This is a genomic window from Aliivibrio sp. A6 (genome assembly GCF_028765505.1).
Taxonomy (GTDB): domain Bacteria; phylum Pseudomonadota; class Gammaproteobacteria; order Enterobacterales; family Vibrionaceae; genus Aliivibrio; species Aliivibrio finisterrensis_A.
Map to the genome: position 1 here is coordinate 1 of NZ_JARACR010000002.1, position 25,269 is coordinate 25,269.

The window sequence follows — 25,269 nt, forward strand, 5'->3', positions numbered from 1 at the left end:
TCAGATTTCAAGCCTTTCGACTTTCTCTTGAAGCGGACGGTTATAATAGTGATTTAAAATAATGTGTCAAGCACAAAATTAAACTAAATAACTAAGCTAACCTCACTAACTACTTATTGTTGATTTAACTCAACAACTCCGTGTCAGTGAGGCGGCATTATAGAGAGTCTTTCATTTCATGCAACTGTTTTCGATGAAAAACATTAAAAACACGTTCAAGTGGTCACTTTTAATTCAAACTGCTTATTTACGCATCAAAAGTCGTCATTTTGAGTCGTAATCAATTGTCCATTCTTTACTTTAAGTTTAATCACTTCGCCTGTTCTTAGTTTTCCACTCAGTATATCCTGAGCTAGAGGGTTCTCTATATAAGTTTGAATTGCTCTTTTTAATGGCCTTGCTCCATAAACAGGATCAAATCCAGCTTCTGCAATTAAATTCAATGCATCGCTTGAAATCTCTAATTGGTAATCTTTTTCATTTAATCGTTTTTCCAAACGTTGTAGTTGTATAGAGGCAATATTCTTAATATGTTCTTGGCCTAACGGATGGAAAACAACGGTTTCATCAACTCGATTTAAAAACTCAGGTCTAAAGTGCTGGCCAACAACTTCCATTACCAACGCTTTAATTCCCTCATAATCTAGCTCTCCAAAATGTTGCTGGATTTTATCTGAGCCTAAATTAGAGGTCATAATGATCACGGTATTTTTAAAATCTACCGTTCGACCTTGACCATCAGTGAGTCGACCATCATCCAAGACTTGCAAAAGTATATTGAATACATCTGGATGTGCTTTCTCTACTTCATCAAGTAATAAGACCGAGTAAGGTTTACGTCTAACCGCTTCAGTTAAATACCCACCTTCTTCATATCCAACATATCCTGGAGGAGCGCCAACTAATCGAGCGACTGAATGTTTTTCCATAAACTCCGACATATCAATACGGACCATCGCATCTTCACTATCGAACATAAAGTTAGCTAATGATTTACAAAGTTCAGTTTTACCTACACCCGTTGGACCTAAAAATAAAAATGACCCTATTGGGCGGTTAGGATCAGAAAGCCCAGCTCGGCTGCGTCGAATGGCATTGGATACCGCTTCAACCGCTTCTCCTTGTCCTATAACTCGCTTATGTAGTTCACCTTCCATCTTTAATAGCTTATCTCTTTCCCCTTCAAGCATTTTATTAACAGGTATGCCCGTTTGACGAGAAAGAACCTCTGCGATTTCACTGTCTGTTACTTTATTCTTTAATAAGCTCATCTCTTGCATTTCAGCTTGAGCGGCTAGATCCAATTGCTTTTCTAACTCTGGAATACGCCCATATTGCAATTCAGACATACGATTCAAATCGCCCGCACGTCGAGCTATGTCCATATTGCTTCTTGCTGTATCTAACTCTGTTTTTATATGTTGAGTTCCAGAAAGTGCTGCTTTTTCTGCTTTCCAAACTTCTTCTAGTTCAGAGTAATCTCGCTCTTTCTCTCTTAATTCAAGATTTAATGAGTCTAAACGTTTTAAGCTAGCATCATCACTCTCTTTAACTAAGGCTTGTTGCTCTATTTTTAGCTGGATAATTTTACGATCAAGTTTATCTAGTGATTCAGGCTTAGAATCGATTTCCATTCGAATACTCGATGCGGCTTCATCGATCAAATCAATTGCCTTATCCGGTAATTGTCTGTCAGATATATAGCGATGAGACAATGTCGCTGCTGCCACAATTGCAGGATCGGTAATTTCAACGTGATGATGAATTTCATAACGCTCTTTCAATCCACGTAGGATAGCGATGGTATCTTCTACTGTAGGCTCATCCACTAAGACCTTTTGGAATCTTCGCTCTAATGCTGGATCCTTCTCTATATATTGACGATATTCATCAAGAGTTGTCGCACCGACGCAATGCAGATCACCACGAGCTAAAGCTGGTTTAAGCATATTTCCAGCATCCATTGAGCCTTCACCTTTACCAGCACCAACCATGGTATGAACTTCATCAATAAAGAGGATGATATTACCTTCTTCTTTTGCAAGCTCATTTAAAACCGCTTTTAATCGCTCTTCAAATTCACCGCGAAATTTAGCACCAGCGACTAGCGCGCCAATATCTAAAGACAATACTCTTTTATGCTTTAGCCCTTCAGGCACTTCACCATTAATAATGCGTTGAGCTAAACCTTCAACAATGGCTGTTTTGCCAACACCTGGCTGACCAATAATGACTGGGTTGTTTTTAGTTCGTCTTTGAAGAACCTGAATTGTCCTACGTATTTCATCATCACGCCCAATAACAGGATCAAGCTTGCCTTGCTCTGCTCGCTCAGTAAGATCTACAGTAAATTTCTCTAATGCTTGGCGTTTTTCTTCCGCATTTTGATCATTTACTTTCTCACCACCACGGATCTCATCAATAGATTTTGAGATCTTCGCTTCAGTAAGCCCAAGTTCTTTAAATAAATTACCTAGTGGTCCTTTATCTTCGATAGCTGCAAGCATGAATATTTCAGATGAAATATAAGCATCTTTTCGTTGTTGAGCGATTTTGTCACACAGATTAAAAATAACGCCCATGTTTGATGACAATTGTACGTCACCACCAATGCCTGTGACTTTTGGGGCTTTGTCTAGAATTTCAGATAGCTTAGAACGAAGTTGGGTTACATCAATATTAAGTAATGTCAGTAGTGGCCTAATTGTGCTGCCATCTTGATTTAAGAGAGCAACCATTAGATGAGTTGGCTCGATATATTGATGATCTTGACCCAATGCTAATGACTGAGCATCTGAAATGGCGATTTGAAATTTACTGGTAAATCGATCTAAACGCATAACCCTCTCCTAGAGAAGAAAAGTAAGTAACTATTACTTCTTAAATGGGGTTTAATGCTGGAGAAATCAACTAATGGAAGAGGAAATAAAAAGGATTATTCAAACCAAATTAAGGTTGCTTGACGACCAGTTTTTCCCTCTTTTCGATAAGAGAAAAATTGTTCAGTATTTGAATAAGTACACAGATTTGAGTAATAAACCTCTTGAACACCGACGCTCTGTAGACGCTGAGTAGCAAGTAGCTCTAAATTAGCTAACCATTTATTATGGTTATGACTTGGTGTAAACGCATTTATCGCTTGAGGATCTTTATCGCAAAATTGTTGTTTAACTTCATCACCAACTTCAAATGCTGTAGGGCCAATGGCTGGTCCACACCATGCAACAAGTTCAGTAGAAGAAAAATGATTTACTGTATTTTCTAAAATACCATCAAGAAGGCCGCGCCATCCGGCATGAGCTGCCGCTACTTCTGTTCCTTCTTTATTGCAAATTACAACAGGCAAACAATCTGCTGTCATGACACAACATACTTGATTCGCTGTATTTGTATATGCCGCATCAACAGAAGGAGGGCTCACTGAATCTGAATTAGGAAGAGTAATGACTTTTGTCGAATGGATTTGATTTAACCACGTTGGTGCAGTCGGTAACTGCGCCAACGTAATCAGTTTTTCACGATTGAGCACAACATCATTGTGATTGTCACCAACATGGTCACCTAAATTTAAACTCGAAAATGGGGCTTTAGATACACCATTCAAACGAGTCGTACTAACTACGTTAATATTTTTAGGAGCAGACCATTTTGGTAACAATAACGACATTTAATACTCGTCCTCATGCAATAAACGCTCATCATCACGTAATGCTTGAGATAAAGCGATCATGTCATCAGGGATTGGCGCATGAAACTCCATAACCTCACCGGTCACTGGATGCTCAAAACGCAGCATTGCCGCATGAAGTGCTTGACGATCAAATCCACGGATCATGTCAATTAACTCCTGTGACGCACCTTTAGGGATACGAGCACGACCACCATAAGCAGTATCACCGACTAGTGGATGCTGTAGATAAGACATGTGCACACGAATTTGGTGAGTACGACCTGTTTCAAGACGTAAACGTAAACGAGTATGAATTCGGAAATGCTCAGCAACACGGTAATGTGTTACAGCATCTTTACCTAATTCATGAACTGCCATTAACGTACGCTTTTGAGGGTGACGTCCGATTGGTTTTTCAATCATACCGCCTGCCGTCATACGACCTAATACTACCGCCTCGTATTCACGAGTGATCTTACGTTTTTGTAGCGCACGAACCAAACGCGTTTGAGCTGGAACTGTTTTCGCAACAACCATTAATCCAGTCGTATCTTTATCTAAACGGTGAACAATACCTGCACGAGGTACCTCAGCAATGTTTGGATAATGGAATAATAACGCATTTAATACTGTACCATCTGGTGTACCAGCACCTGGATGAACCACAAAATCGCGAGGTTTATTGATAACTAATAAATCATCATCTTCATAAACAATATCAAGCGGAATGTCTTGAGCTAACCAACGCTCTTCATCTTCTAATTCTGCTTTAACTGTGATCTCTTCACCGCCCATCATTTTTAAACGAGCTTTAGTGATCACTTCACCATTAACGGTTATTTTACCCGCTAGTAGCCATTCTTTAATGCGTGAACGAGAAAAATCAGAAAACAACTCTGCTGCAGCTTGATCTAAACGCTGGCCTAATTGACTTTCTTTTACTGTACTTGTTAACTCTATTTGTTGTGCCATATCGAACTTTTTTTAAATTAGTGGTACTAATTACCAAACAAATACATCATATTTGGTATCATCAACACTGTAAGTGAAATAAACTATCGACCATTGTATCTGTTAACGACGCATTTCGTAATGGATAACTTCAGTTTTTTTAGTCAAGGATCATTTTCAAGCATGAAACGCTTAACACTTTCTTCATTATTAGCCGTCTCTTTACTGGTTGGTTGCTCAAGCAGTGATGATGTTATCCCTGATATCCCACCATCAGAATTATACGCTCAAGCCCAAGAGTCTCTACAAGCGGGTAATTGGACAAGCGCAACAGAACGTCTTGAAGCACTCGACTCTCGCTACCCTTTTGGTGCTTACTCCGAACAAGTTCAGCTCGACCTTATCTATGTATATTATAAAAATGATGATCTTGCATTAGGTTTAGCAACCATAGAACGCTTTAATCGTCTAAACCCAACGCACCCTAAAGCTGATTGGGTATTATATATGCGCGGTCTAACGCATATGGCTCAAGACCGTAGCTTTATGCATGATTTATTTAGAGTCGATCGTTCAGATCGAGATCCAGAACCTGCGCGTGCGGCATTTAAAGATTTTAAACGCTTATTAGAACGCTACCCTGATAGTCTATATGCAGAAGATGCTCAGACTCGCATGTTTGCCTTGAAAAATCGCTTAGCTGATTATGAATTAGCAACCGCTGATTTTTATCTTCGCCGTGAGGCATGGATTTCAGCCATTAATCGTAGCCAAGAATTGCAACGAACCTACCCTGATACTGAAGCTGCGAGAAAGTCATTAACCATTATGTTAGCGGCTTATAAGGAATTGAAATTAGAAGATGCTATTGCTCGTACAGAAGAGCTTATTGCCTTGAATCCTCAGTAACTTATCAATTAGAAAACAAAAAACCGAACCTTAAAAGAAGGCTCGGTTTTTTTATGTCTGATATTTAACAAAGGATATGATCAAGTTCAAAAAACGGATGAGATTAAAAAATAACCATTAGAAACAAAAGGTTGAACTTAATCCCTAAAAACGAATGTTTTCAGCAATCAACCCTTTCAATCTACCTACTTTAATCAATTCATCAAGTTTTTTTTCAATATAATTTCTCAGGCCTTGTTTGAGATCACATCAACATATCTAATTGGAAACACTATTAAGAATGGTGATCTAGATCACTTTATTTTTCACTCTGGATCCGTAATCTGAGTACATGCCAAACGGGGCAAGAGAGAGGAAAATCAATATGAAAGTAGAAATCACTGGTAACAACATCGACATCACTCCAGGCATCCGTGAACGTATTGAAGGGAAGTTTAAAAAACTAGAAGACAAAAGAAACCTAGACATTATTGGACGTCACGCTAGCGTTACAAAACGCGCAAATGGTAAACATAAGGTAGAAGCACAGGCGACTATCGCTGGTGGCAAAGTTGCCGCATCAGCCGAACAAGAAGATCTATTTGGTGCAATTAGAGAGATGTACCAAAAACTAGAACGCCAACTAGATAAGCTACAGCATAAAGGCGAAGCTCGTCGAGCAACACACGCTCAAGCTCCTGTAATTGAAGAGCCAGAAGTTGACTTAGAAGAGGAATACGAACAGTAATTAAATCGTCAACTCAAACGTTTTCTGAAACAGCGCTCATTTGAGCGCTGTTTTTTCTTGACGCAAACTTATCGATTCCTTATTGTGAATTAACTCTTAATTTACTAGGTTTGCATATTCATGACTGATACCCGCTATTCTCTGGATGAGATCCGTTTACGCCTTAATGAGCTTGATAATGAGCTATTAACTCTTTTTTCTGAGCGCCGTAAACTCAGTCTTGAAGTCGCTAAAAGTAAAGTTCAAACCTCAAAGCCTGTTCGTGATCCAAAGCGTGAACAACAATTATTGGTTAAGCTAATAGAAAATGGTAAGGCATTCGATCTTGATGCTTATTATATTACTCAGCTGTTTCACACCATTATTGAAGACTCCGTTCTACTTCAACAAGAATACTTTCAAAATCTAGCAAACCCTGAATTAAGCAGAAAACCAATTGCACGAGTTGCCTATCTTGGCTCTAAAGGCTCTTACTCAAACTTAGCAAGTCGTCGTTACTTCAGTAAAAAGAACATTGAGCTTGCTGAATTAGGCTGTGAAAATTTTAGAGAAGTAATAAAAACAGTCGAATCAGGACATGCTGATTACGGCGTATTACCAATTGAAAACACAAGCTCAGGTTCAATAAACCAAGTTTATGATTTACTGCAACATACTAGCTTATATATTGTTGGTGAACTGACTCAACAGATAGATCATTGCTTATTAACCACCACAGAAACTTCTCTTGAATCGATTAAAACACTTTACTCTCATCCACAACCGCACGAACAGTGCAGTGAGTTTTTAAATCGTTTAGATAATGTAGAGCTTATTTCATGCGCAAGTACTGCTGATGCAATGATTACAGTGAAAGAGCTAAATTCACCTGAAGTGGCTGCTATAGGTAACTCTGATAGTGGTAAACTGTATGGCCTTCAATCCTTAATCACCAACATATCAAACCAAACAGAAAATCAAACACGCTTTATTGTCGTAGCAAGAAAGCCAGTTGATGTGTCAGAACAGATCCCAGCAAAAACCACGCTCATTATGTCAACTTCTCAAGATGCAGGTTCGTTAGTAGAGTCGCTATTAGTTCTTCGTAAATATGGAATTAATATGACAAAATTAGAATCTCGCCCAATTATGGGAAATCCTTGGGAAGAGATGTTCTATATTGATTTACAAGCACACTTAAAATCAGATGCAATGAGTGCTGCTATCGAAGAACTAACCTCTATCACCCAATATCTAAAAGTTCTTGGTTGCTACCCTATTGAAAATGTAACGCCAACAACAATCCCTTTAACTTAATAATGAGGCATTGTATGGATGTTATTATTAGTTCATTAAATCCAGCAAAGATTAGTGCAGTAGAAGCAGCGTTCAATCAAGCGTTTCCAGATAGTGTATTTAACTTTATTGGTGTATCCGTTGATAGTGGCGTACCAGATCAGCCTATGAGTTGCATAGATACGAAGCAAGGCGCTATAAATAGAGTTAATAATGCAAAAATACAACATCCTAATGCTGAGTATTATGTAGGCTTAGAAGCTGGTATAGAGGGAAATTCAACTTTTGCTTGGATGATTATTGATAATACTAAGCTAGTGGGAGAGTCTCGTTCATCAAGCTTGCCTCTTCCTCCTGCTGTGATTACAGCAGTAAATCAAGGAAAGGAACTTGGTGATGTAATGGATGAACAATTTAATACTGATAATATTAAACAAAAAGGAGGGGCTATTGGTCTATTAACCAATAACCTACTAACAAGAAGCTCAGTCTATCAACAAGCGCTGATTCTTGCTCTTATTCCTTTTCTTCATCCTGAGCGCTTTTTTGAAGTAACGTCATAAGCCATTCTTTTTCATCTTGAGTATGGCTTTTTAATTCATTTGAACCTCGAGTGATCGTTGCTACTCCCACTCCTAATAACTGGCTAATTTGTCTTTGGCTTAACTCCCCTTGTAGCAACTCATGACATATATTCACTCGGGCAATTAATGCTTCACGTTCATCAGGCGTCATCAACATGGTTAATAAAGATTGATGCTTATCTTGCTCTGCAGCATTCGCTATCAATGTCATCACCTGTGACCAATCTGAATATTTTGCTGAACCTGACATAAATTCCTCATTACACTAATAAAAAAGGGGACACTTAGGCCCCCTACTTTATGATCATTCAGAAATAATTAATACTCTAAATTCAGTTCTTTCTCTGATAAGAAACTGCCTTTTTCGCCTAACAAACTGCGATAGTAGGTTTCAAACATCAAAATATTTTGTACATAACCACGGGTTTCTTTAAATGGAATCGCTTCTATAAAAGCATAAGCGTCTAATTTTTCATCCGATACCGCTCTCCATCGTTTCACTCGATGAGGCCCTGCGTTATAACCGGCTAATGCAAAAATACGGTTACCATCATAATCATCTAACAATCCTTTCAGGTAATTTGAACCTATATGAATGTTTACATCGACATCATTAAGGCTATCTACCCCTTCATATTTGTCATAATCAATCTTCTTCGCCGTATACTTTGCCGTTGCTGGCATAATTTGCATTAAACCACGTGCACCAACTGGAGACTGTGCTTCTGCATATAAACCGCTTTCTTGTCTAGAAAGAGACATTAACGTAATTTTGTCTAATCCAAGTTCTTTACTGTAATGCCCAAACCACCACTGATGCGCAATAGGGAAACGTAAACTTAAATATCCCCACATTCTGCCTTTAATGGTCGCGAGTACCGTGAAGTGATGCCAACGATGCTGAGCCGCATAACTCGCAAGCTCTTTCACTTCCTTTTTAGATGCTCTATTAAGTAAATATTCCCACTCGCTTTTCGCTGTTGGGATCTCATCAATAGCTATCAGTTCTTTAATACGTGCAAGTTCAACCTTATATTTATCCTTTACTGGTTTAATATTTTTAGGCGCTACGTCCATCGGATACTGAATTGGCTCTCCTAAAATATTAGCAGCAGCGACACTATAAAAATTACGTTGTCCCAATAGCTTTCTTAATCGTTCATCAGCTTTAGTCTGCTCACCGTTTTCGCTGTCGATGCGAGCTATCCAGAATTGCCAACGTAATGAGGCTTTACTTTCAGGACTTAAGTAACCAATCCATTTATCAACGTCATTCCAATCAGCAGCTCGAATAGCAACGCGGATCCTACGTTCAATAAACGAATCTTCAGGATGGTTTTCAAGTTGAACATCTCGCCATTGTGCTAATTCATCTGAATTTGTCGACATAATACTACTGACAATTCGATGTGTAATCTTTACTTGTTCGTCTTTAGAATATTTCTGTTTTTTTGCAATTTTAGATAACATATCAATCGCTTTTTCTGGATTAATACGCCCTTCTCTTTCCATCGCAATCAGCGTTAATTTTTTAGTAAAATCAGACGGTTTATTCTTATTAGAAAAAGACAGTAATAAATCAGGATCATTAAATAACGTAACGATTTCTTTAGCTTGTGCTTTAGATTTATCTGACTTCAACATTTTTTCTAGGTATGAAAATAGCGTGTTATTACGAGCCTTATACACAAGAAGCATACGTTCAATGATCAAGTCATCCGTTAACTTTCCTGTATCAGACCACGCTTTAAATAAATCATCACACTCATAGGTAACAGAATTACCCGTAAGCCATAACTGTTCAGCTCCCTTCCAAGCTAGCGCTTTATCACCAATCTCATTTTTAGCTTGATAGTAATAACACTTCAAATTAGTGCTGCTTGGCTCTTGAGGAAAAAAATCCAAAAATTCAGACCAACGCTCATTCAAACCTAATACAACTAAATACTGATATGACAATGAATTTCCAATAGGAAGCGTTTGATTATTATGTATAAACAATCGAATATCATCAGGCGTCTTTGAGCTAAGATCCATTCGCAATTGACGATAATCTAAATATGGTGCAAGTGGGTAATCTTTTAAACTGGCTCTCACTACCTCATACTGCTCAAACTTTTTATCCTTTAGCAACTCCTTTGCTTCTTGATATTCAATGCGTGATTCATCTATCGATAATGCTTCTACGGTGTGTACGCTCAGCCCAATGCACAACGCTGTCATCATCCCTAATTTATGTTGTGTATATTTAATTGATTTTTTAAGCACCTAACCTTCCAACCTTTTTTTACAAACGTACCGATATGAGCGTAAATAAGCGTCTCATTTCTTCCTTTCACTACTTATATTACCCTAGTAACTGCTAGAATGAGTGTTAAACTATGTATCATAAATAGTAAAATGATATTTCCGTTAACCTACTCTAATAAGTGATTATGGCTGAATACGTATATACAATGTCACGAGTGAGCAAAATTGTTCCTCCTAAAAGACAAATCCTGAAAGACATTTCTCTTAGCTTCTTCCCTGGTGCAAAAATTGGTGTTCTTGGCCTAAATGGTTCAGGTAAATCAACATTACTTCGCATCATGGCAGGTTTAGATACCGATATTGATGGTGAAGCGCGTCCACAAGCTGGATTGAATGTCGGCTACCTACCACAAGAGCCTGTACTTGATGAATCAAAAACAGTACGTGAAATCGTAGAAGAAGCGGTTTCTGATGTTGCAGGTGCACTAACTCGTTTAGATGCTGTTTATGCGGCTTACGCTGAAGAAGGTGCTGATTTTGATGCACTCGCGAAAGAGCAAGGTGAACTTGAAGCACTTATTCAAGCAAAAGATGGTCATAACCTTGAGAATGCATTAGAGCGTGCTGCGGATGCATTACGTCTTCCTGAGTGGGATGCAAAAATTGAATTCCTATCTGGTGGTGAGCGTCGTCGTGTTGCTATCTGTCGTCTTCTTTTAGAAAAACCAGATATGTTGCTTCTTGATGAACCTACCAACCACCTTGATGCTGAATCTGTTGCTTGGCTTGAGCACTTCCTTGTTGATTATTCAGGAACTGTTGTAGCGATTACCCACGACCGTTATTTCCTTGATAATGCAGCAGGTTGGATCCTTGAGCTTGACCGTGGTGAAGGCATTCCATGGGAAGGTAACTATACTTCTTGGCTTGAGCAAAAAGACGACCGTCTAAAACAAGAAGCATCAAAAGAGAACGCTCGTCAAAAAACGATTGAGAAAGAACTTGAATGGGTTCGTCAAAACCCTAAAGGTCGCCAAGCGAAATCTAAAGCGCGTATGGCTCGTTTTGAAGAACTGCAAAATACAGATCACCAAAAACGTAATGAAACAAACGAACTGTTCATTCCGCCAGGTGAGCGTTTAGGTGACAAAGTTCTTGAAGTGAACAACCTAACTAAATCGTTTGGTGATCGTGTTCTGATTGATGATTTATCATTCAGTATGCCAAAAGGGGCTATCGTAGGTATTATCGGTGCCAATGGTGCAGGTAAATCAACACTGTTCAAAATGTTAAGTGGTGCTGAAACACCTGACTCAGGCACAATTGAGTTAGGTGAAACGGTTAAACTCGCATCTGTTGACCAGTTCCGTGATTCTATGGACGACACTAAAACGGTTTTCCAAGAGATCTCTGAAGGCGCTGATATCATCAAGATCAATAACTTTGAAATCCCAGCGCGTGCATACTGCTCTCGTTTTAACTTCAAAGGCAATGATCAACAAAAAATCATTGGCGATCTGTCTGGTGGTGAACGCAACCGTGTTCACTTAGCGAAGCTGCTTAAAACAGGCGGTAACGTATTACTACTCGATGAACCTACCAATGACTTGGATGTTGAAACACTACGTGCACTAGAAGAAGCTCTACTTGAGTTCCCTGGTTGTGCAATGGTTATCTCGCATGACCGTTGGTTCCTAGACCGTATTGCAACTCACATTCTAGATTATCGTGATGAAGGTCAAGTGAACTTCTTCGAAGGTAACTATACTGAGTACAGTGATTGGATTAAGAAAACATTAGGCGCGCAAGCGGCTGAACCTCATCGTATTAAATACAAGCGTATGACTAAATAAGTAATAACGATTATTTGATACTTATCATAAGGGCCGCATTAAAGCGGCCTTTTTATTAGACTTACTGCAAACCAGATATCATACTTAGGGATTAAACTTATAATATAAGGATCATATTATGATTGAACGACGTAAATTCTCACGTGTCGTGTACCAAGCAAACATCACTCTTCAACAAGATGATAAACAATGGAAAGGGACTTTAGTTGATTTATCCTTGCATGGATTACTTATCAATTTAGCAAATAGCGAAGAGATAAAAGAAAAAAACGAGATTAACGTACAATTCACACTAAATGAGAGTGATATTAATATTAGTGCTGAATGCAAACTAATAAATAAAACAGATAACACGCTAAGACTCTGTATAAGCCACATAGATATTGATAGTATTAGCCACCTTAAACGTCTAGTAGAACTCAATGTTGGAAATAGTGATTTATTATTACGCCAACTCTCTGAGTTAACCACCTTAACCTAAAGTAAATAAGTTTATTCCTATGCCAGATAAAATTCGAATTTCCGTTTCACATAACAAAGGAACGCGTTTTTTCGCTATTTCCCAAAAACGGAAAAATCTTGTTATTTTATCTTTGCTACTTGGGGTAGGTTCATTCTCTCTGAGTGGTTTTGGTCTTCACTATTTTTACCAAAAACAGCTAACTTCTGAATTGGCTATCGCTCAACTTCAAGTACAGAACAATGAACTTAATCAGTTAATTATTGAAAACAACAATAACAATCACGAATTAAATCAACAACTTGAAGCTAAAGAAAATGAGTTCTTAGTGATTAGTCAAAGAGTTGAGGATGTAGAATCCGTTCTTGGTCTTCAAGAGCTGTCAGAAGACGAAAATTTATTAGCCGAAAAAACATTAGAACAACGTTTAGATGTCGCAGCCATTGACTCTGCGGTTCGTGCCACGATGTTCCGTTTAATCCCCAATGACACACCACTTGATTTTATTCGTAACTCTTCTAGTTTTGGAAAAAGAACAAATCCAATATCAGGTAAAAGACAACGTCATTTAGGGTTAGATCTAACTTGCAAGCGCGGCACGGAAATTTATGCCCCTGCCGATGGTGTCGTTGAACTGGCTCGAGCAAGCAAAAAAGGCTACGGTAATTTATTAAAAGTTCAGCATTCTTTTGGCTTTATGACCATGTATGCTCATTTACAAAAATTTAAAGTTCGTTCGGGTCAGTTTGTTAAGAAAGGAGAATTGATTGCAACTTGTGGCAATTCAGGTAACTCAACCGGCCCTCACCTGCATTATGAAGTGCGCTTCCTTGGGCGAGTTCTCAATCCACAATCATTTATTGATTGGACACCTGAAAAATTTGAAAGTCTGTTTGAAAAAGAGCGCAGCGTTAAGTGGACACCGCTGGTCGAAATTATTAACAACGTTGTGAAATTACAACTAAAACTTACTCAAAAACCCACAATTGAGCAAGTTGAAGCAATTAATACCGTAAAAACAGAGTTACAAACAGTAAAACAGTTAACCCAATAAAAGATTAATAGCATCAAACAAAAAAGGTGAGCAAGTGCTCACCTTTTTTATTGTTAATTAACTTCGCTCTCTATGAATAGAGTCATTCGCCTGTCTTAGTAAGCCTTTACTTTCAATTAAAAACTGCTCAGCATAATCACCAAACCAATGCTCAACTTCTTTAAAATTATCAATAAAACCTTCACGATTATGATTTTCTAATAATGAGATTGCATCACCAAAACGCTGATGGAATCGTTTTATCATATCAATATTGTCTTCTGAGGAAAGGATAATATCCGCGTATAAATTAGGATCTTGAGCAAACAAGCGGCCTACCATTAATAACTCTAAACGATAAATTGGTGAACTTAGGTTAAGTAGCTGTTCAATGTCTGGATTTTCTTTAGCAAGATGCTGCCCATAAGCAAAAGAAGTAAAGTGGCGTAAAGCTTGAATTAATGTCATGCCATGATCATGCTCTGAGGCTGATATATCACGAACAACCGCTCCCCAAATTTCAAACTGTTGTTTAAGCCAGCTGTAATCTTCTTTATTACGCCCATCGCACATTACAATAACTTGTTTGGCTAAACTAGGTACATCAGGTCCAAACATTGGATGTAAACCAACAACAGGGCCTTTATGAATCTCCATCATTGCTTGCAGTGGTTTTTTCTTTACTGATGTCAAATCACATAAAATACAATCTTCAGCCAATCCTGAGAGCTTATGAATAACATCAACGGTTAAGTTAATTGGAACAGTAACAACGACCATTCCAGCATCCTTTAAAATTAGCTCGGAGTTATCCCAATCTTTACTACCAAGAATACGAACCTCGTAACCAGATAAAGTAAACATTTTGGCAAATAAACCACCAAGTTGACCATGACCACCAACGATAACAATAGGTCTTAATTCTGGCTTTAAACATTTGAAACCTGAGTCATTTTCACTACTATAAGATTCACGCATTGTGCGGCGTAAGATATCTTCAATTAAGGATGGCGGAACCCCTTTATTTTCAGCTTCTTGTCGTCTTGAAGCTAACATAGCGGCTTCTCGACTTGGATCGTAAATAGGCAATCCATGGGCACTTTTTACTTCACCGACCTGTTCAACCAAGTGCAGTCGCTGAGATAAAAGATCCAACATTTGTTTATCTACCGCATCAATTTGATCGCGTAAATGACTCAGTTCTACCGCCATCGCATTCTATCCTTTTAAACGCTCTTCCAATATTGGAGTTAAATCTTTGTGAGTATGGCGTAATAGTGCCTCAGTTGAATCCCAATTGATACAAGCATCGGTGATAGACACCCCATATTTCATCTCTGATAATGGAATATCAGAAGGTTGATTTCCTTCGTTTAAGTGACTTTCAATCATTAAACCAATGATTGATTTATTGCCTTCTCTAATTTGATGGATCACATCTTCAGCAACCAATGGCTGACGACGATAATCCTTACGTGAATTTGCATGGCTGCAGTCAATCATTAGTGCCGCATCAAGATTTGACTTAGCTAACTCTTCTTCACACTCTGTCACCGATACCGAGTCATAATTCGTTTGTTTACCACCGCGAAGAATCACATGGCCATTAGGATTACCTTGGGTTGTTAATAATGCAACTTGACCTTCACTATTAATCCCCATAAAACGATGACTAGAAGCCGCTGCCTGCATAGCATTAATTGATGTTGATAAACTACCATCCGTGCCATTTTTGAAACCAACAGGAACTGACAAACCACTTGCCATTTCACGGTGTGTCTGAGATTCAGTAGTACGAGCACCAATCGCAGCCCAACTAAATGTATCGCCAATATATTGTGGACTAATTGGGTCAAGCGCCTCTGTTGCTAATGGAATTTCCATTTCAGCCAAATCAACCAGAAGCTGTCTTGCTGAATGTAAGCCATAATCAATATCAAAAGAACCATCTAAATGAGGATCATTAATCAAGCCTTTCCAACCAACGGTTGTTCGTGGTTTTTCAAAGTAAACTCGCATAACAATATAAAGCTGATCTTTAAGATCTTCCGCGATCACCTTTAAACGTTTTGCATATTCTTTCGCGGCATCGATATCATGAATAGAGCAAGGACCACATACGATTAATAAACGGTGATCTTTTTTATGAATAATATTAGAAATGGTCTGACGAGACTGTTGAATAAATTGGCGAGCATTATCGCTTAATGGAATTTTATTTTTTAGTTCTTGTGGTGTGATAAGTACTTGCTCATCACTAATATTAATATTGCTTAATTCACTTTTTTTCATACTCTACACCTGTAAACTTTTATTTCCATTAATAGTCTTTTTAGACAAGTAGAAATAATTTAACAGTTATAGAATAAAAATCAACCACTGTAATTAAATTAATACACATAAAACAACATGTAAGGTATTATTTACACTATAGGTGTAGGTATAAAAAAAGGTGCGCTGATAACAGCACACCTTCATAGCACATTTGAGAACGTTCTCGTGTGCGTTACTTTTTAGCCAGCTTCTCTTTGATACGAGCTGATTTACCAGAACGCTCACGTAGGTAGTACAACTTGGCACGACGTACTGCACCGCGACGTTTAACTTCGATGCTGTTTACAACTGGAGAGTGTGTTTGGAACGTACGCTCAACACCTTCACCGTTAGAAATCTTACGTACAGTGAACGCAGAGTGTAGACCACGGTTACGAATAGCGATTACAACGCCTTCGAATGCCTGTAGACGCTCACGGTCACCTTCTTTAACTTTAACCTGAACTACTACAGTGTCACCTGGAGAGAATTTAGGTAGGTCTTGTTTTAGTTGCTCATCTTCAAGAGCTTTAATGATGTTGCTCATTTTTGTATATCCTAGAATAAACTGATACTAAATTTACTTAATTACTTACTGTTCTGGCGTTCTTCACGAACAAACTCAGCCAGTAATAATTCCTGTTCGTCAGTCAGAGCTAGATTTCCCAGGAGCTCTGGTCTTCTTAGCCAAGTACGGCCTAACGATTGTTTCATTCGCCAACGAGCGATATCTTTATGGTTTCCAGATTTAAGTACACGAGGTACTTCCTTACCATCCAAAACCTCAGGTCTTGTATAGTGCGGACAATCTAATAAACCGTCTGCAAAAGAATCTTCTTCAGCGGACGCGAAATCACCTAATACACCCGGAACAAACCGAGATACAGAGTCAATCAACGTCATAGCAGGGAGTTCCCCACCTGTAAGCACAAAATCCCCAATTGACCATTCTTCGTCAACTTCAGATTGTATTATGCGCTCATCTACTCCTTCGTATCGGCCACAAATCAGAATTAAATTCTCATTTGTTGCCAACTCCTCAACGCCTGCTTGATTCAGCGTTCTGCCTTGAGGTGAAAGGTAAATCACTTTCGTTTTGCCTGGTGCTGCTTGTCTGGCTGCGGTAATGGCATCGCGCAAAGGCTGTACCATCATTAACATACCAGGGCCACCACCATAAGGTCGGTCATCAACAGTGCGATGTTTATCATGAGTGAAATCTCTAGGATTCCATGTCTCAATAGATAAAAGACCTTTTTTAATTGCTTGGCTAGTTACCCCAAAATCGGTAACCGAACGGAACATTTCAGGAAATAGGCTAATAACCCCAACCCACATGTGCCCTCGCTTTACCTAGGGATTAGAACCCAGGATCCCAGTCAACTTCGATCCGTTGAGCTTCACGATCAATTAATTTGATCACTTGCTCATCAATAAAAGGAATCAATCGTTCCTTTTTACCAAAAGCATCTTTCAGGTTTGCTTTGACTACAAGAACATCGTTTGATCCGGTTTCAAAAATGTCGTCAACAACACCAAGACCGTAGCCTTGCGTTGTAACCACTTCCATACCAAACAATTCACGCCAGTAGAACTCATCTTCTGACAGCTCAGGTAGTACATCTGCTTTAACTGCAATTTCTAGGTTAGTATAAGTTTGAGCTTCTTCTCGAACCTCTAACCCTTCCAGTTTGCACACCAAACCTTTATGACGTTTCCAGCTTTCGACTGAAAACTCGACCCACTCACCTTTAACTTGGATAAGCCAAGGCTTGTAATCGAAAATGCTTTCAGGTTGATCTGTAAAGGAAACTACTTTCAACCATCCACGAATACCATAGGAAGCACCAAACTTACCTATAACAATAACTTCGTCTTGCTTACTCATAAATTCTTTACCTTTAACCAACTAATATTAAGCCGCTTTTTTAGCGTCTTTAACTAGCTTAGCTACACGATCAGAAAGACCAGCGCCTTGCTCAACCCAGTGACCAACACGATCAAGATCTAGGCGTAGACCTTCTTCTTGACCTTGTGCTGTAGGGTTAAAGAAACCTACTTTCTCAATGTAACGACCAGTTGATTTAAAACGGCTGTCCGCTACTACGATTTGATAAAATGGACGCTTCTTAGCGCCGTGACGTGCCAAACGAATGGTAACCATATCGTCCTCTTTTGCTTTGTATAAAAATTAAATTGGCCCAAAAAGATGAATTTTTGAGCCCTCGTGCCAAATTAAAGCCCCGGAATTTTACTCTTATAGAGTTTCAATGCAAGGGATTTAGTTACTTTTTCACCAATTATTTTTGTAATTGATGAAAAAATTGGGAAAAAAAAGTGCGCTAGGTTATGTTTTTCACTAAATTAGCTTGTCGCACTTAATTATATAACTTTTAGGATATCATCAGTTTAATGAGCGTTAGCGACCAAGGCCACCCATCCCGCCCATTCCACCCATCATTCCTTGCATATTACGCATCATGCCTTTCATTCCACCCTTCTGCATTTTTTTCATCATTTTCTGCATTTGAGTAAATTGTTTTAGCATACGGTTCACATCTTGCACTTGAACACCAGAACCTGCAGCAATACGCTTTTTACGTGATCCTTTGATGATTTCTGGACGTTCACGTTCTTTCATTGTCATGGAATTAATTATCGCTTCCATTTGATTGAACATCTTGTCATCAACTTTATCTTTTACATCACTTGGTAGCTGAGACATGCCTGGGAGCTTATTCATCATTCCCATCATGCCGCCCATGTTTTTCATTTGACCAAGCTGTTCGCGGAAATCTTCTAAATCAAAGCCTTTTTTCTCTTTGAATTTTTTAGCTAGTTTCTCTGCTTTTTCTTTATCAACGTTCTTTTCAAGATCTTCAATTAAAGAAAGAACATCACCCATTCCCAAAATTCGAGAAGCAATTCGTTCTGGGTGGAACGCTTCAAGTGCATCGGTTTTTTCACCTACACCCAAAAACTTAACTGGCTTACCTGTGATATGACGAACAGATAAAGCGGCACCACCACGAGCATCACCATCTATTTTAGTTAAAATAACACCGGTTAATGGTAAAGCATCACCAAAGGCTTTAGCGGTATTCGCCGCATCTTGACCTGTCATTGCATCAACAACAAACAGGGTTTCAATCGGATTTACATGAGAATGAAGCTGTTTGATTTCATCCATCATTTCAGTATCAACAGCTAAACGACCGGCTGTATCCACAATAACAACATCAAAAAACTTCAGTTTTGCATGCCCAATTGCAGCATCGACGATATCAATTGGCTTTTGATCTGCACTTGATGGGAAGAAGTCAACATCAACCTCTCCTGCTAACATTTCTAGCTGTTTGATCGCCGCAGGACGGTAAACATCGGCAGAAACAACAAGTACTTTTTTCTTATCACGCTCTTTTAATAATTTAGCAAGTTTACCTGTACTGGTTGTTTTACCTGCACCTTGTAAACCCGCCATTAAAATAACCGCTGGCGGCTGACATGCTAAATTTAAGGCTTCATTTGATGCCCCCATCACGGCTTCAAGTTCAGATTGAACAATCTTTATGAACTCTTGTCCTGGTGTTAAACTTTTTGAGACCTCAACACCAACCGCGCCTTCTTTTACACGCTTAATAAAATCACGAACTACAGGTAAAGCTACGTCGGCCTCTAATAGAGCCATGCGCACTTCACGCAGTGTTTCTTTTATATTGTCTTCTGTTAATCGACCTTTACCACTGATATTTTTCAGGGTTTTGGATAGTCTATCCGTTAAATTATCAAACATATTCCTGCGCCTACTTTGCGACCATTTCTCGATTATACCTAAATCTGAGACGTTATAATGAAAATTTTTTATCCTAACTGAATCACACCTACCGAGATTGCCCTCTAAAGGGTATAATCAAAATGTTGATAAACTAAATGATCAGTGAATTATGGATACGATTACAGCAATCAGTGCTGCACTTTTTTACTTTCTTGCTTTAGGATTTGTGATCCCAGGCCTAGCTGGCCAAAATAAGATCCAAACAAATGTAGTACTGATTTGTGCTTCACTTGCTTTACTTCTGCACGCCTGGCAATTAAAAGAATTGATCCTAAATAGCTTTGGGCAAAATTTAAGTATTCTAAATGTGGCTTCTCTTATTAGCTTTATTATATCGCTAGTAATGAGTGTTTCTATGCTCAAGTTTAGAGTGTGGTTTATTTTGCCCGTCGTTTATAGTTTTTCTGCAATTAACTTAATCGCAGCGACTTTTTTACCAGGGGCTTTTATTACTCACTTAGAGTCTCATCCAAGTTTATTAATTCATATTTCTTTAGCACTGTTTGCCTATTCAACGTTAATGATCGCAACACTTTATGCCTTACAACTTGCTTGGCTCGATCATAAACTAAAAAGTAAAAAGTCATTAATGTTAAATCCAAACCTTCCACCATTAATGATGGTTGAACGTCAGCTTTTCAAGATCATTTTAGTGGGTTTATTACTACTGACACTTACATTAATGACAGGCTTCACATTTATTCAAGATATGTTCGCTCAAGGTAAGGCTCATAAAGCAATCCTTTCCTTCATTGCTTGGGTTATTTATGCTGTATTAACTTGGGGTCATTATCAACGAGGTTGGCGTGGTCAAAAAGTATTATGGTTCAGTTTATCTGGTGCATTTTTACTGACTCTGGCTTACTTTGGCAGTCGTTTTGTTCAAGAGGTAGTTTTAACTTAAATTGTGGTAATCGCTCACTTTTGGCATTCAAACTTGACAGACTGATTATCAGATAAGATAAATACCCTTTAGTTACCCTTTAGTTACCCTTTAAAATCGAGGATCAAGACACTTGGACGACATATCAACCGGCGCCCTATTTACTTTATTAGCTATACTTATTATTATCTCTGGTTACTTCTCAAGCTCTGAAACGGGCATGATGTCGTTAAACCGCTATCGTCTAAAGCACCTATCCAACCAAGGTCATAAAGGGGCAAAGCGCGTTGAAAAGTTACTGAGTCGTCCTGACCGCCTTATTGGCTTAATTCTTATCGGTAATAACCTTGTTAATATCCTCGCTTCTGCAATCGCTACTATTCTTGGTATGCGCCTTTATGGTGATTATGGTGTGGCTATTGCCACTGGTGTGTTAACTCTTGTCATCCTTGTTTTTGCTGAAGTCACTCCTAAAACCCTTGCGGCAATGTATCCTGAACGAGTCTCTTACAGCAGCAGTATCGTATTAAATGTTTTAATGAAGATACTTTCTCCTCTCGTTATTTTAGTTAATTTTATCACCAATGGTTTTCTTAAACTGTTAGGCCTTGGGGCTGACCATAATGATAAAGACAACCTGAGTTCAGAAGAGCTTAGAACGGTTGTGCATGAGGCTGGAGGATTAATTCCGCGTCGTCACCAAGATATGTTAATTTCCATTCTAGATTTAGAACACGTAACCGTAAATGATATTATGGTGCCTCGCAGTGAGATCACGGGAATTGATATTAATGATGATTGGAAATCTATTTCACGTCAATTAACTCATTCTCCTCATGGCCGTATTGTTCTATATCGTGATCAAATCGACGAAGTCGTTGGCATGTTACGTTTACGAGAATCTTATCGATTAATGCTTGAGAAAAATGAATTTACCAAAGAAACCTTATTGCGAGCAGCTGATGAGATATATTTCATCCCAGAAGCCACACCATTAAATACACAATTATTAAAATTCCAACGCAATAAAGAGCGTATAGGCTTAATTGTTGATGAATATGGCGATATCCAAGGCCTAATCACATTAGAAGATATTTTGGAAGAGATTGTGGGTGAATTCACGACCTCAATGGCACCAAGCCTAGCAGAAGAAATAACACCTCAGCCGGATGGCAGCTTTATGATTGAAGGCAGTGCCAATATCCGAGATATTAATAAAGGGTTAAAGTGGGATTTACCAACCGATGGACCAAGAACATTAAATGGCTTGATTCTGGAACACCTAGAAGAAATACCTGAAGCTGAAATTAGTCTTGAAATTGACCAACATAATATGGAAATCGTAGCAGTAGAAGAGAATAAAATTAATTTAGTGAAAGTATTTCCAAGCCCTGAAGACAAATAATACCATTCTGGATAAGTAGTTGTTCAGATAATTGCGTAGGAAAAATCGATTAGAGCAAGGCATAAATTGCAGTAACTAGTGGATCTAATTACAAAAGTTATAACGCAGATATAATCGATTTTAACAAGTAAGAATGATCAAATACTTATGTAGATTGGTATAATACATAAGAAAAAAGCCCGCATTAGATAATACTAATGCGGGCTTTTTAGTTGTTAATTTTAAAATTAATCAACCGATAACTCTTTTAGCATTGAATCTGGTAATGCTAGTTCATCGTTTTTATTTACTCGAATACCTGATGCTAAAATAGTGCTCGCAATCACTTTTGCTTCTTCTAATGAATGCATAGTGTAAGTACCACATTGATATTCATTAAGTTCTGGTATCTTATTTTGTGCTTCTACTTTTAAAACATCTTCCATTGATGCAATCCACGCATTAGCAACGGTTTGCTCTGCTGGCGTACCAATCAAGCTCATGTAAAAACCAGTACGACACCCCATTGGCGAAATATCTATAATTTCAACCTCTGTACCATTTAGATGATTACGCATAAAGCCTGCGTATAAATGCTCTAAAGTATGAATGCCTTTTTCAGATAAAATATCTTTGTTTGGTGCTGTAAAGCGTAAATCAAACACAGTAATCGTATCACCTTTTGGAGTTTGCATTGTTTTTGCAACACGAACCGCCGGTGCTTCCATACGAGTATGATCTACAGTGAAACTATCTAATAGTGGCATATTCTAATCCTTTAATTTATGAAATGATGGCTTACCACCACCAACTACTTTGTCGTTCAAGTTCGGCTTTACATTGTTTTAATTGCCAGCCATACGTTTTTGCTTGAGATTCTACCTTACGAGCTATCTTAATCAATTGTGGTTTTCTTTGATAGCTTTTACGTTTATAACCACCACGACCCTCGTGATAAGCAAGATATTGGTTATACGGGTCCCACTTTGAGATCCCTAATTGTTTTTGCGTACCATCAGTATACCAACCTATAAACATAATGGCGTCATCAAAGCTACTGCGAGATCCTCCACCAGTTGCTTCTTCATACTCTCCCCATACTGGGTCTTGAGCTTGTGCATAACCATAAGCTGAACTTGGGCGACTCCATGGGATAAACCCTAGCAATTGAGTTCTTGGTGGCCTTACCGTTGCTCTGAAGCTACTTTCTTGTTTCATAATAGCCATGGCTACATTTATTGGGGTTCCATATTCTTCAGTCATGTCTTTGGCGTCATCATACCAACCACTTTTCTCTCGAAAAATATCACATAAGTTGTCTTGTTTTGTTGGGGGAGCGGTCGCACATCCCGTTAATACTGAAAAAGTAACAGCAACAATGACTAATTTGTAATTCATAAATTCACTCAAAAAAAAGCACCGCTATCCATAGAATAACAGTGCTATAAGTTTCTTATTAATAATTACTTTAAATAACTAAAGTAATTACTTAAATACTCAGAAAAAGAGAGCGTATCTTTCGCTTCAATGTCTTTCTGTGCTTGAATAGAACGCTCAACCTCAGCATCTAACTCTTCTTTAGTATAATAGCCATATTGATGATTAAGATGAGTTTCGCGGTGTTGAACCGCAAGGTCACACCCTATTTTACCAATACCACCACCTTTTTTCGTTTCTGCAAGTAAACGACCTGAGATGGTTAACTCTGGGTCTTCAATCATTGCTATTAAACGTTGGTGAGTTTGTTGGTATTCATCATCTCCATTCGCAGCGTCCATTTTTTTAGCGATAACCAGTAAATCATCAAATACTCGCTCAGCCCATGCTTTTTGAGTTAATCGTTCGCCTTGGCAACCAATCTTCAGTTCTAAGCCTGGTTTACGACCTTTTTCAATGATCTTATTCCAATTATCTTTCCAACATGCCATTTCACTGTCATTCATTGGTGCTGAATCAGTCAATACTGCCCATGTTAAAAATAAGTCTAAGAAACGGACTTGGTCTTTATCAACCCCTACAGAGCTGAATGGGTTTACATCTAATGAGCGAACTTCTATATATTCTACGCCATCTCTTTCTAGTGCTTCTGATGGCCTTTCGCCATTTTTAGCAACACGCTTAGGGCGGATAGGGGCATACAGCTCATTTTCGATTTGCAGTACATTTGCATTTAATTGAACGTGCTTATCACCTTCTTTTAAACCAATTTTTGCAAATTCTTCTGATGGTGTCCGTATTGCTTTATTTAAACCATCAACGTACTCACTGACGCTGTTTAAACTGATTTTCAAATCACTTTGTGAATCATTGGTATAACCAAGATCACTTAATCGTAAAGACGTTGCATAAGGAAGATAAAGCGTATTCCCTAATGTTTCAAACTCCATTGCCGTTTCACGGCCTTGAATAAATGAACTACACAGTGCTGGAGACGCACCAAAGAAATACGGAATTAACCAGCCAAAACGATAATAGTTACGGATCAAACCAAAGTAAGCATCTGATACTGACTCTTTTCTTTCATTTTCAGATTGCTGACCAAACAATTCATCCCAAAACTCTGTTGAAAATGAAAAGTTAAAATGCACGCCCGAGATCACCTGCATCACACTACCATATCGGCGTTTTAGTCCTTCACGGTATGTTGTTTTAAGCTGCCCTACATTTGATGAGCCATACTGCGCAAGCGTAATATCGTCGTCATGAGTAACAAAACATGGCATAGAGAGGGGCCAAAGCTTTTCTTCACCCATATGTGAAACCGTATAATGGTGCACATCTTCAAGTTGTTGGATTACCGTATCTACGTCATTCGATACAGGTGTAATAAACTCTAGTAAAGACTCTGCAAAATCAGTGGTTATGTATTTATGCGTTAATGCTGAACCGACACCTACAGGATGTGGCTTCGACGAAAGTGAAGCGCCTAAAGTAAATCGTAGGGTCTCTCTTTCAATTCCTCGACCCGCTTTCTTAAAGGCCTTAGGATTGGAAGCGACTTTCTGTAATCGGTTGATAAATTCGGTCAAAATACAATCTCGCTATTGAGGTAAGTTCAACATCATAATGTTGATTTATATCCTGAGATACTAACAAATTTTAATGAGACTTGGATACGAAAAAAAACGGCGATATTTTTATA

At 38.5% G+C, this 25,269-nt stretch carries 24 protein-coding genes; 9 read left to right on the forward strand and 15 right to left on the reverse strand.

Annotated features, from left to right (window positions below; all coding sequences use genetic code 11):
• Positions 1-254 precede the first annotated feature (254 nt).
• The 3 genes from clpB to rluD form a co-directional block, all read right to left on the reverse strand.
• Positions 255-2,840, reverse strand: a complete 2,586-nt coding sequence (gene clpB / locus PVK70_RS01095) for an ATP-dependent chaperone ClpB (RefSeq protein ID WP_130046819.1) — start codon at positions 2,838-2,840, stop codon at positions 255-257.
• Positions 2,841-2,935: 95 nt separating this feature from the next.
• A complete protein-coding gene (gene pgeF / locus PVK70_RS01100) occupies positions 2,936-3,667 on the reverse strand; it encodes a peptidoglycan editing factor PgeF (RefSeq protein WP_130044237.1) in 732 nt (243 codons plus the stop codon).
• Complete coding sequence (rluD, locus tag PVK70_RS01105) at positions 3,668-4,642, reverse strand: 23S rRNA pseudouridine(1911/1915/1917) synthase RluD (RefSeq protein WP_130046820.1); 975 nt, start codon at positions 4,640-4,642, stop codon at positions 3,668-3,670.
• A gap of 162 nt (positions 4,643-4,804) precedes the next feature.
• On the opposite strand from rluD, the gene bamD reads away from it, so the two are divergent.
• The 4 genes from bamD to yjjX all read left to right on the forward strand — a co-directional run bounded on the left by bamD (position 4,805) and on the right by yjjX (position 8,095).
• Positions 4,805-5,530 (forward strand): outer membrane protein assembly factor BamD, encoded by a 726-nt coding sequence (bamD, locus tag PVK70_RS01110; RefSeq protein ID WP_130044239.1) that lies wholly within the window; start codon positions 4,805-4,807, stop codon positions 5,528-5,530.
• 364 nt (positions 5,531-5,894) lie between these two features.
• Positions 5,895-6,257 (forward strand): ribosome hibernation-promoting factor, HPF/YfiA family, encoded by a 363-nt coding sequence (gene hpf, locus PVK70_RS01115; RefSeq protein WP_130044240.1) that lies wholly within the window; start codon positions 5,895-5,897, stop codon positions 6,255-6,257.
• A 120-nt stretch (positions 6,258-6,377) separates the two neighbouring features.
• Complete coding sequence (gene pheA, locus PVK70_RS01120) at positions 6,378-7,553, forward strand: prephenate dehydratase (RefSeq protein ID WP_130044241.1); 1,176 nt, start codon at positions 6,378-6,380, stop codon at positions 7,551-7,553.
• Positions 7,554-7,567: 14 nt separating this feature from the next.
• On the forward strand, positions 7,568-8,095 hold the full coding sequence (gene yjjX, locus PVK70_RS01125) for an inosine/xanthosine triphosphatase (RefSeq protein ID WP_130046821.1): 528 nt from the start codon (positions 7,568-7,570) through the stop codon (positions 8,093-8,095).
• Here the strand turns inward: yjjX and trpR are convergent.
• Together trpR and sltY are read right to left on the reverse strand one after the other, a co-directional pair.
• A complete protein-coding gene (gene trpR / locus PVK70_RS01130; protein ID WP_130046822.1) occupies positions 8,049-8,366 on the reverse strand; it encodes a trp operon repressor in 318 nt (105 codons plus the stop codon). The two genes, yjjX and trpR, sit on opposite strands and share 47 nt — an antisense overlap.
• Positions 8,367-8,434: 68 nt before the next feature.
• Positions 8,435-10,384 (reverse strand): murein transglycosylase, encoded by a 1,950-nt coding sequence (gene sltY, locus PVK70_RS01135; protein WP_242504727.1) that lies wholly within the window; start codon positions 10,382-10,384, stop codon positions 8,435-8,437.
• Positions 10,385-10,551: 167 nt separating this feature from the next.
• Here sltY and ettA point away from each other — a divergent pair, with 167 nt between their 5' ends.
• The 3 genes from ettA to PVK70_RS01150 all read left to right on the forward strand — a co-directional run bounded on the left by ettA (position 10,552) and on the right by PVK70_RS01150 (position 13,733).
• The gene (ettA, locus tag PVK70_RS01140) at positions 10,552-12,219 is read left to right on the forward strand and encodes an energy-dependent translational throttle protein EttA (RefSeq protein ID WP_130044244.1); all 1,668 of its coding nucleotides are present in this window, start codon (positions 10,552-10,554) and stop codon (positions 12,217-12,219) included.
• 118 nt (positions 12,220-12,337) lie between these two features.
• A complete protein-coding gene (locus PVK70_RS01145; protein ID WP_130044245.1) occupies positions 12,338-12,700 on the forward strand; it encodes a PilZ domain-containing protein in 363 nt (120 codons plus the stop codon).
• A gap of 19 nt (positions 12,701-12,719) precedes the next feature.
• Entirely contained in the window at positions 12,720-13,733 is a 1,014-nt protein-coding gene (locus tag PVK70_RS01150) for a M23 family metallopeptidase (RefSeq protein ID WP_130046823.1), read from the forward strand.
• A 57-nt stretch (positions 13,734-13,790) separates the two neighbouring features.
• Here the strand turns inward: PVK70_RS01150 and tyrA are convergent, their stop codons facing one another.
• The 7 genes from tyrA to ffh form a co-directional block, all read right to left on the reverse strand.
• Entirely contained in the window at positions 13,791-14,924 is a 1,134-nt protein-coding gene (gene tyrA, locus PVK70_RS01155; protein ID WP_130046824.1) for a bifunctional chorismate mutase/prephenate dehydrogenase, read from the reverse strand.
• 6 nt (positions 14,925-14,930) lie between these two features.
• Entirely contained in the window at positions 14,931-16,004 is a 1,074-nt protein-coding gene (locus PVK70_RS01160; protein WP_130046825.1) for a 3-deoxy-7-phosphoheptulonate synthase, read from the reverse strand.
• Positions 16,005-16,218: 214 nt separating this feature from the next.
• Complete coding sequence (rplS, locus tag PVK70_RS01165; protein ID WP_130044249.1) at positions 16,219-16,572, reverse strand: 50S ribosomal protein L19; 354 nt, start codon at positions 16,570-16,572, stop codon at positions 16,219-16,221.
• A 41-nt stretch (positions 16,573-16,613) separates the two neighbouring features.
• Entirely contained in the window at positions 16,614-17,363 is a 750-nt protein-coding gene (trmD, locus tag PVK70_RS01170) for a tRNA (guanosine(37)-N1)-methyltransferase TrmD (protein WP_130046826.1), read from the reverse strand.
• 22 nt (positions 17,364-17,385) lie between these two features.
• On the reverse strand, positions 17,386-17,913 hold the full coding sequence (gene rimM, locus PVK70_RS01175) for a ribosome maturation factor RimM (RefSeq protein WP_130044251.1): 528 nt from the start codon (positions 17,911-17,913) through the stop codon (positions 17,386-17,388).
• 27 nt (positions 17,914-17,940) lie between these two features.
• Positions 17,941-18,189 (reverse strand): 30S ribosomal protein S16, encoded by a 249-nt coding sequence (gene rpsP / locus PVK70_RS01180; RefSeq protein ID WP_130044252.1) that lies wholly within the window; start codon positions 18,187-18,189, stop codon positions 17,941-17,943.
• A 255-nt stretch (positions 18,190-18,444) separates the two neighbouring features.
• Entirely contained in the window at positions 18,445-19,818 is a 1,374-nt protein-coding gene (gene ffh / locus PVK70_RS01185) for a signal recognition particle protein (protein WP_130044253.1), read from the reverse strand.
• A gap of 151 nt (positions 19,819-19,969) precedes the next feature.
• On the opposite strand from ffh, the gene PVK70_RS01190 reads away from it, so the two are divergent.
• Together PVK70_RS01190 and PVK70_RS01195 are read left to right on the forward strand one after the other, a co-directional pair.
• Positions 19,970-20,764 (forward strand): cytochrome C assembly family protein, encoded by a 795-nt coding sequence (locus tag PVK70_RS01190; RefSeq protein ID WP_130044254.1) that lies wholly within the window; start codon positions 19,970-19,972, stop codon positions 20,762-20,764.
• A 112-nt stretch (positions 20,765-20,876) separates the two neighbouring features.
• On the forward strand, positions 20,877-22,148 hold the full coding sequence (locus tag PVK70_RS01195) for an HlyC/CorC family transporter (protein WP_130046827.1): 1,272 nt from the start codon (positions 20,877-20,879) through the stop codon (positions 22,146-22,148).
• A gap of 227 nt (positions 22,149-22,375) precedes the next feature.
• Here PVK70_RS01195 and luxS read toward each other — a convergent pair whose 3' ends face one another.
• From luxS to gshA, 3 genes are all read right to left on the reverse strand, one after another.
• Positions 22,376-22,894, reverse strand: a complete 519-nt coding sequence (gene luxS / locus PVK70_RS01200) for an S-ribosylhomocysteine lyase (RefSeq protein WP_130046828.1) — start codon at positions 22,892-22,894, stop codon at positions 22,376-22,378.
• Between the two features lie 31 nt (positions 22,895-22,925).
• On the reverse strand, positions 22,926-23,525 hold the full coding sequence (locus tag PVK70_RS01205; protein WP_130066338.1) for a transglycosylase SLT domain-containing protein: 600 nt from the start codon (positions 23,523-23,525) through the stop codon (positions 22,926-22,928).
• 65 nt (positions 23,526-23,590) lie between these two features.
• Positions 23,591-25,156, reverse strand: a complete 1,566-nt coding sequence (gshA, locus tag PVK70_RS01210) for a glutamate--cysteine ligase (protein ID WP_130046829.1) — start codon at positions 25,154-25,156, stop codon at positions 23,591-23,593.
• Between the last annotated feature and the right edge of the window lie 113 nt (positions 25,157-25,269).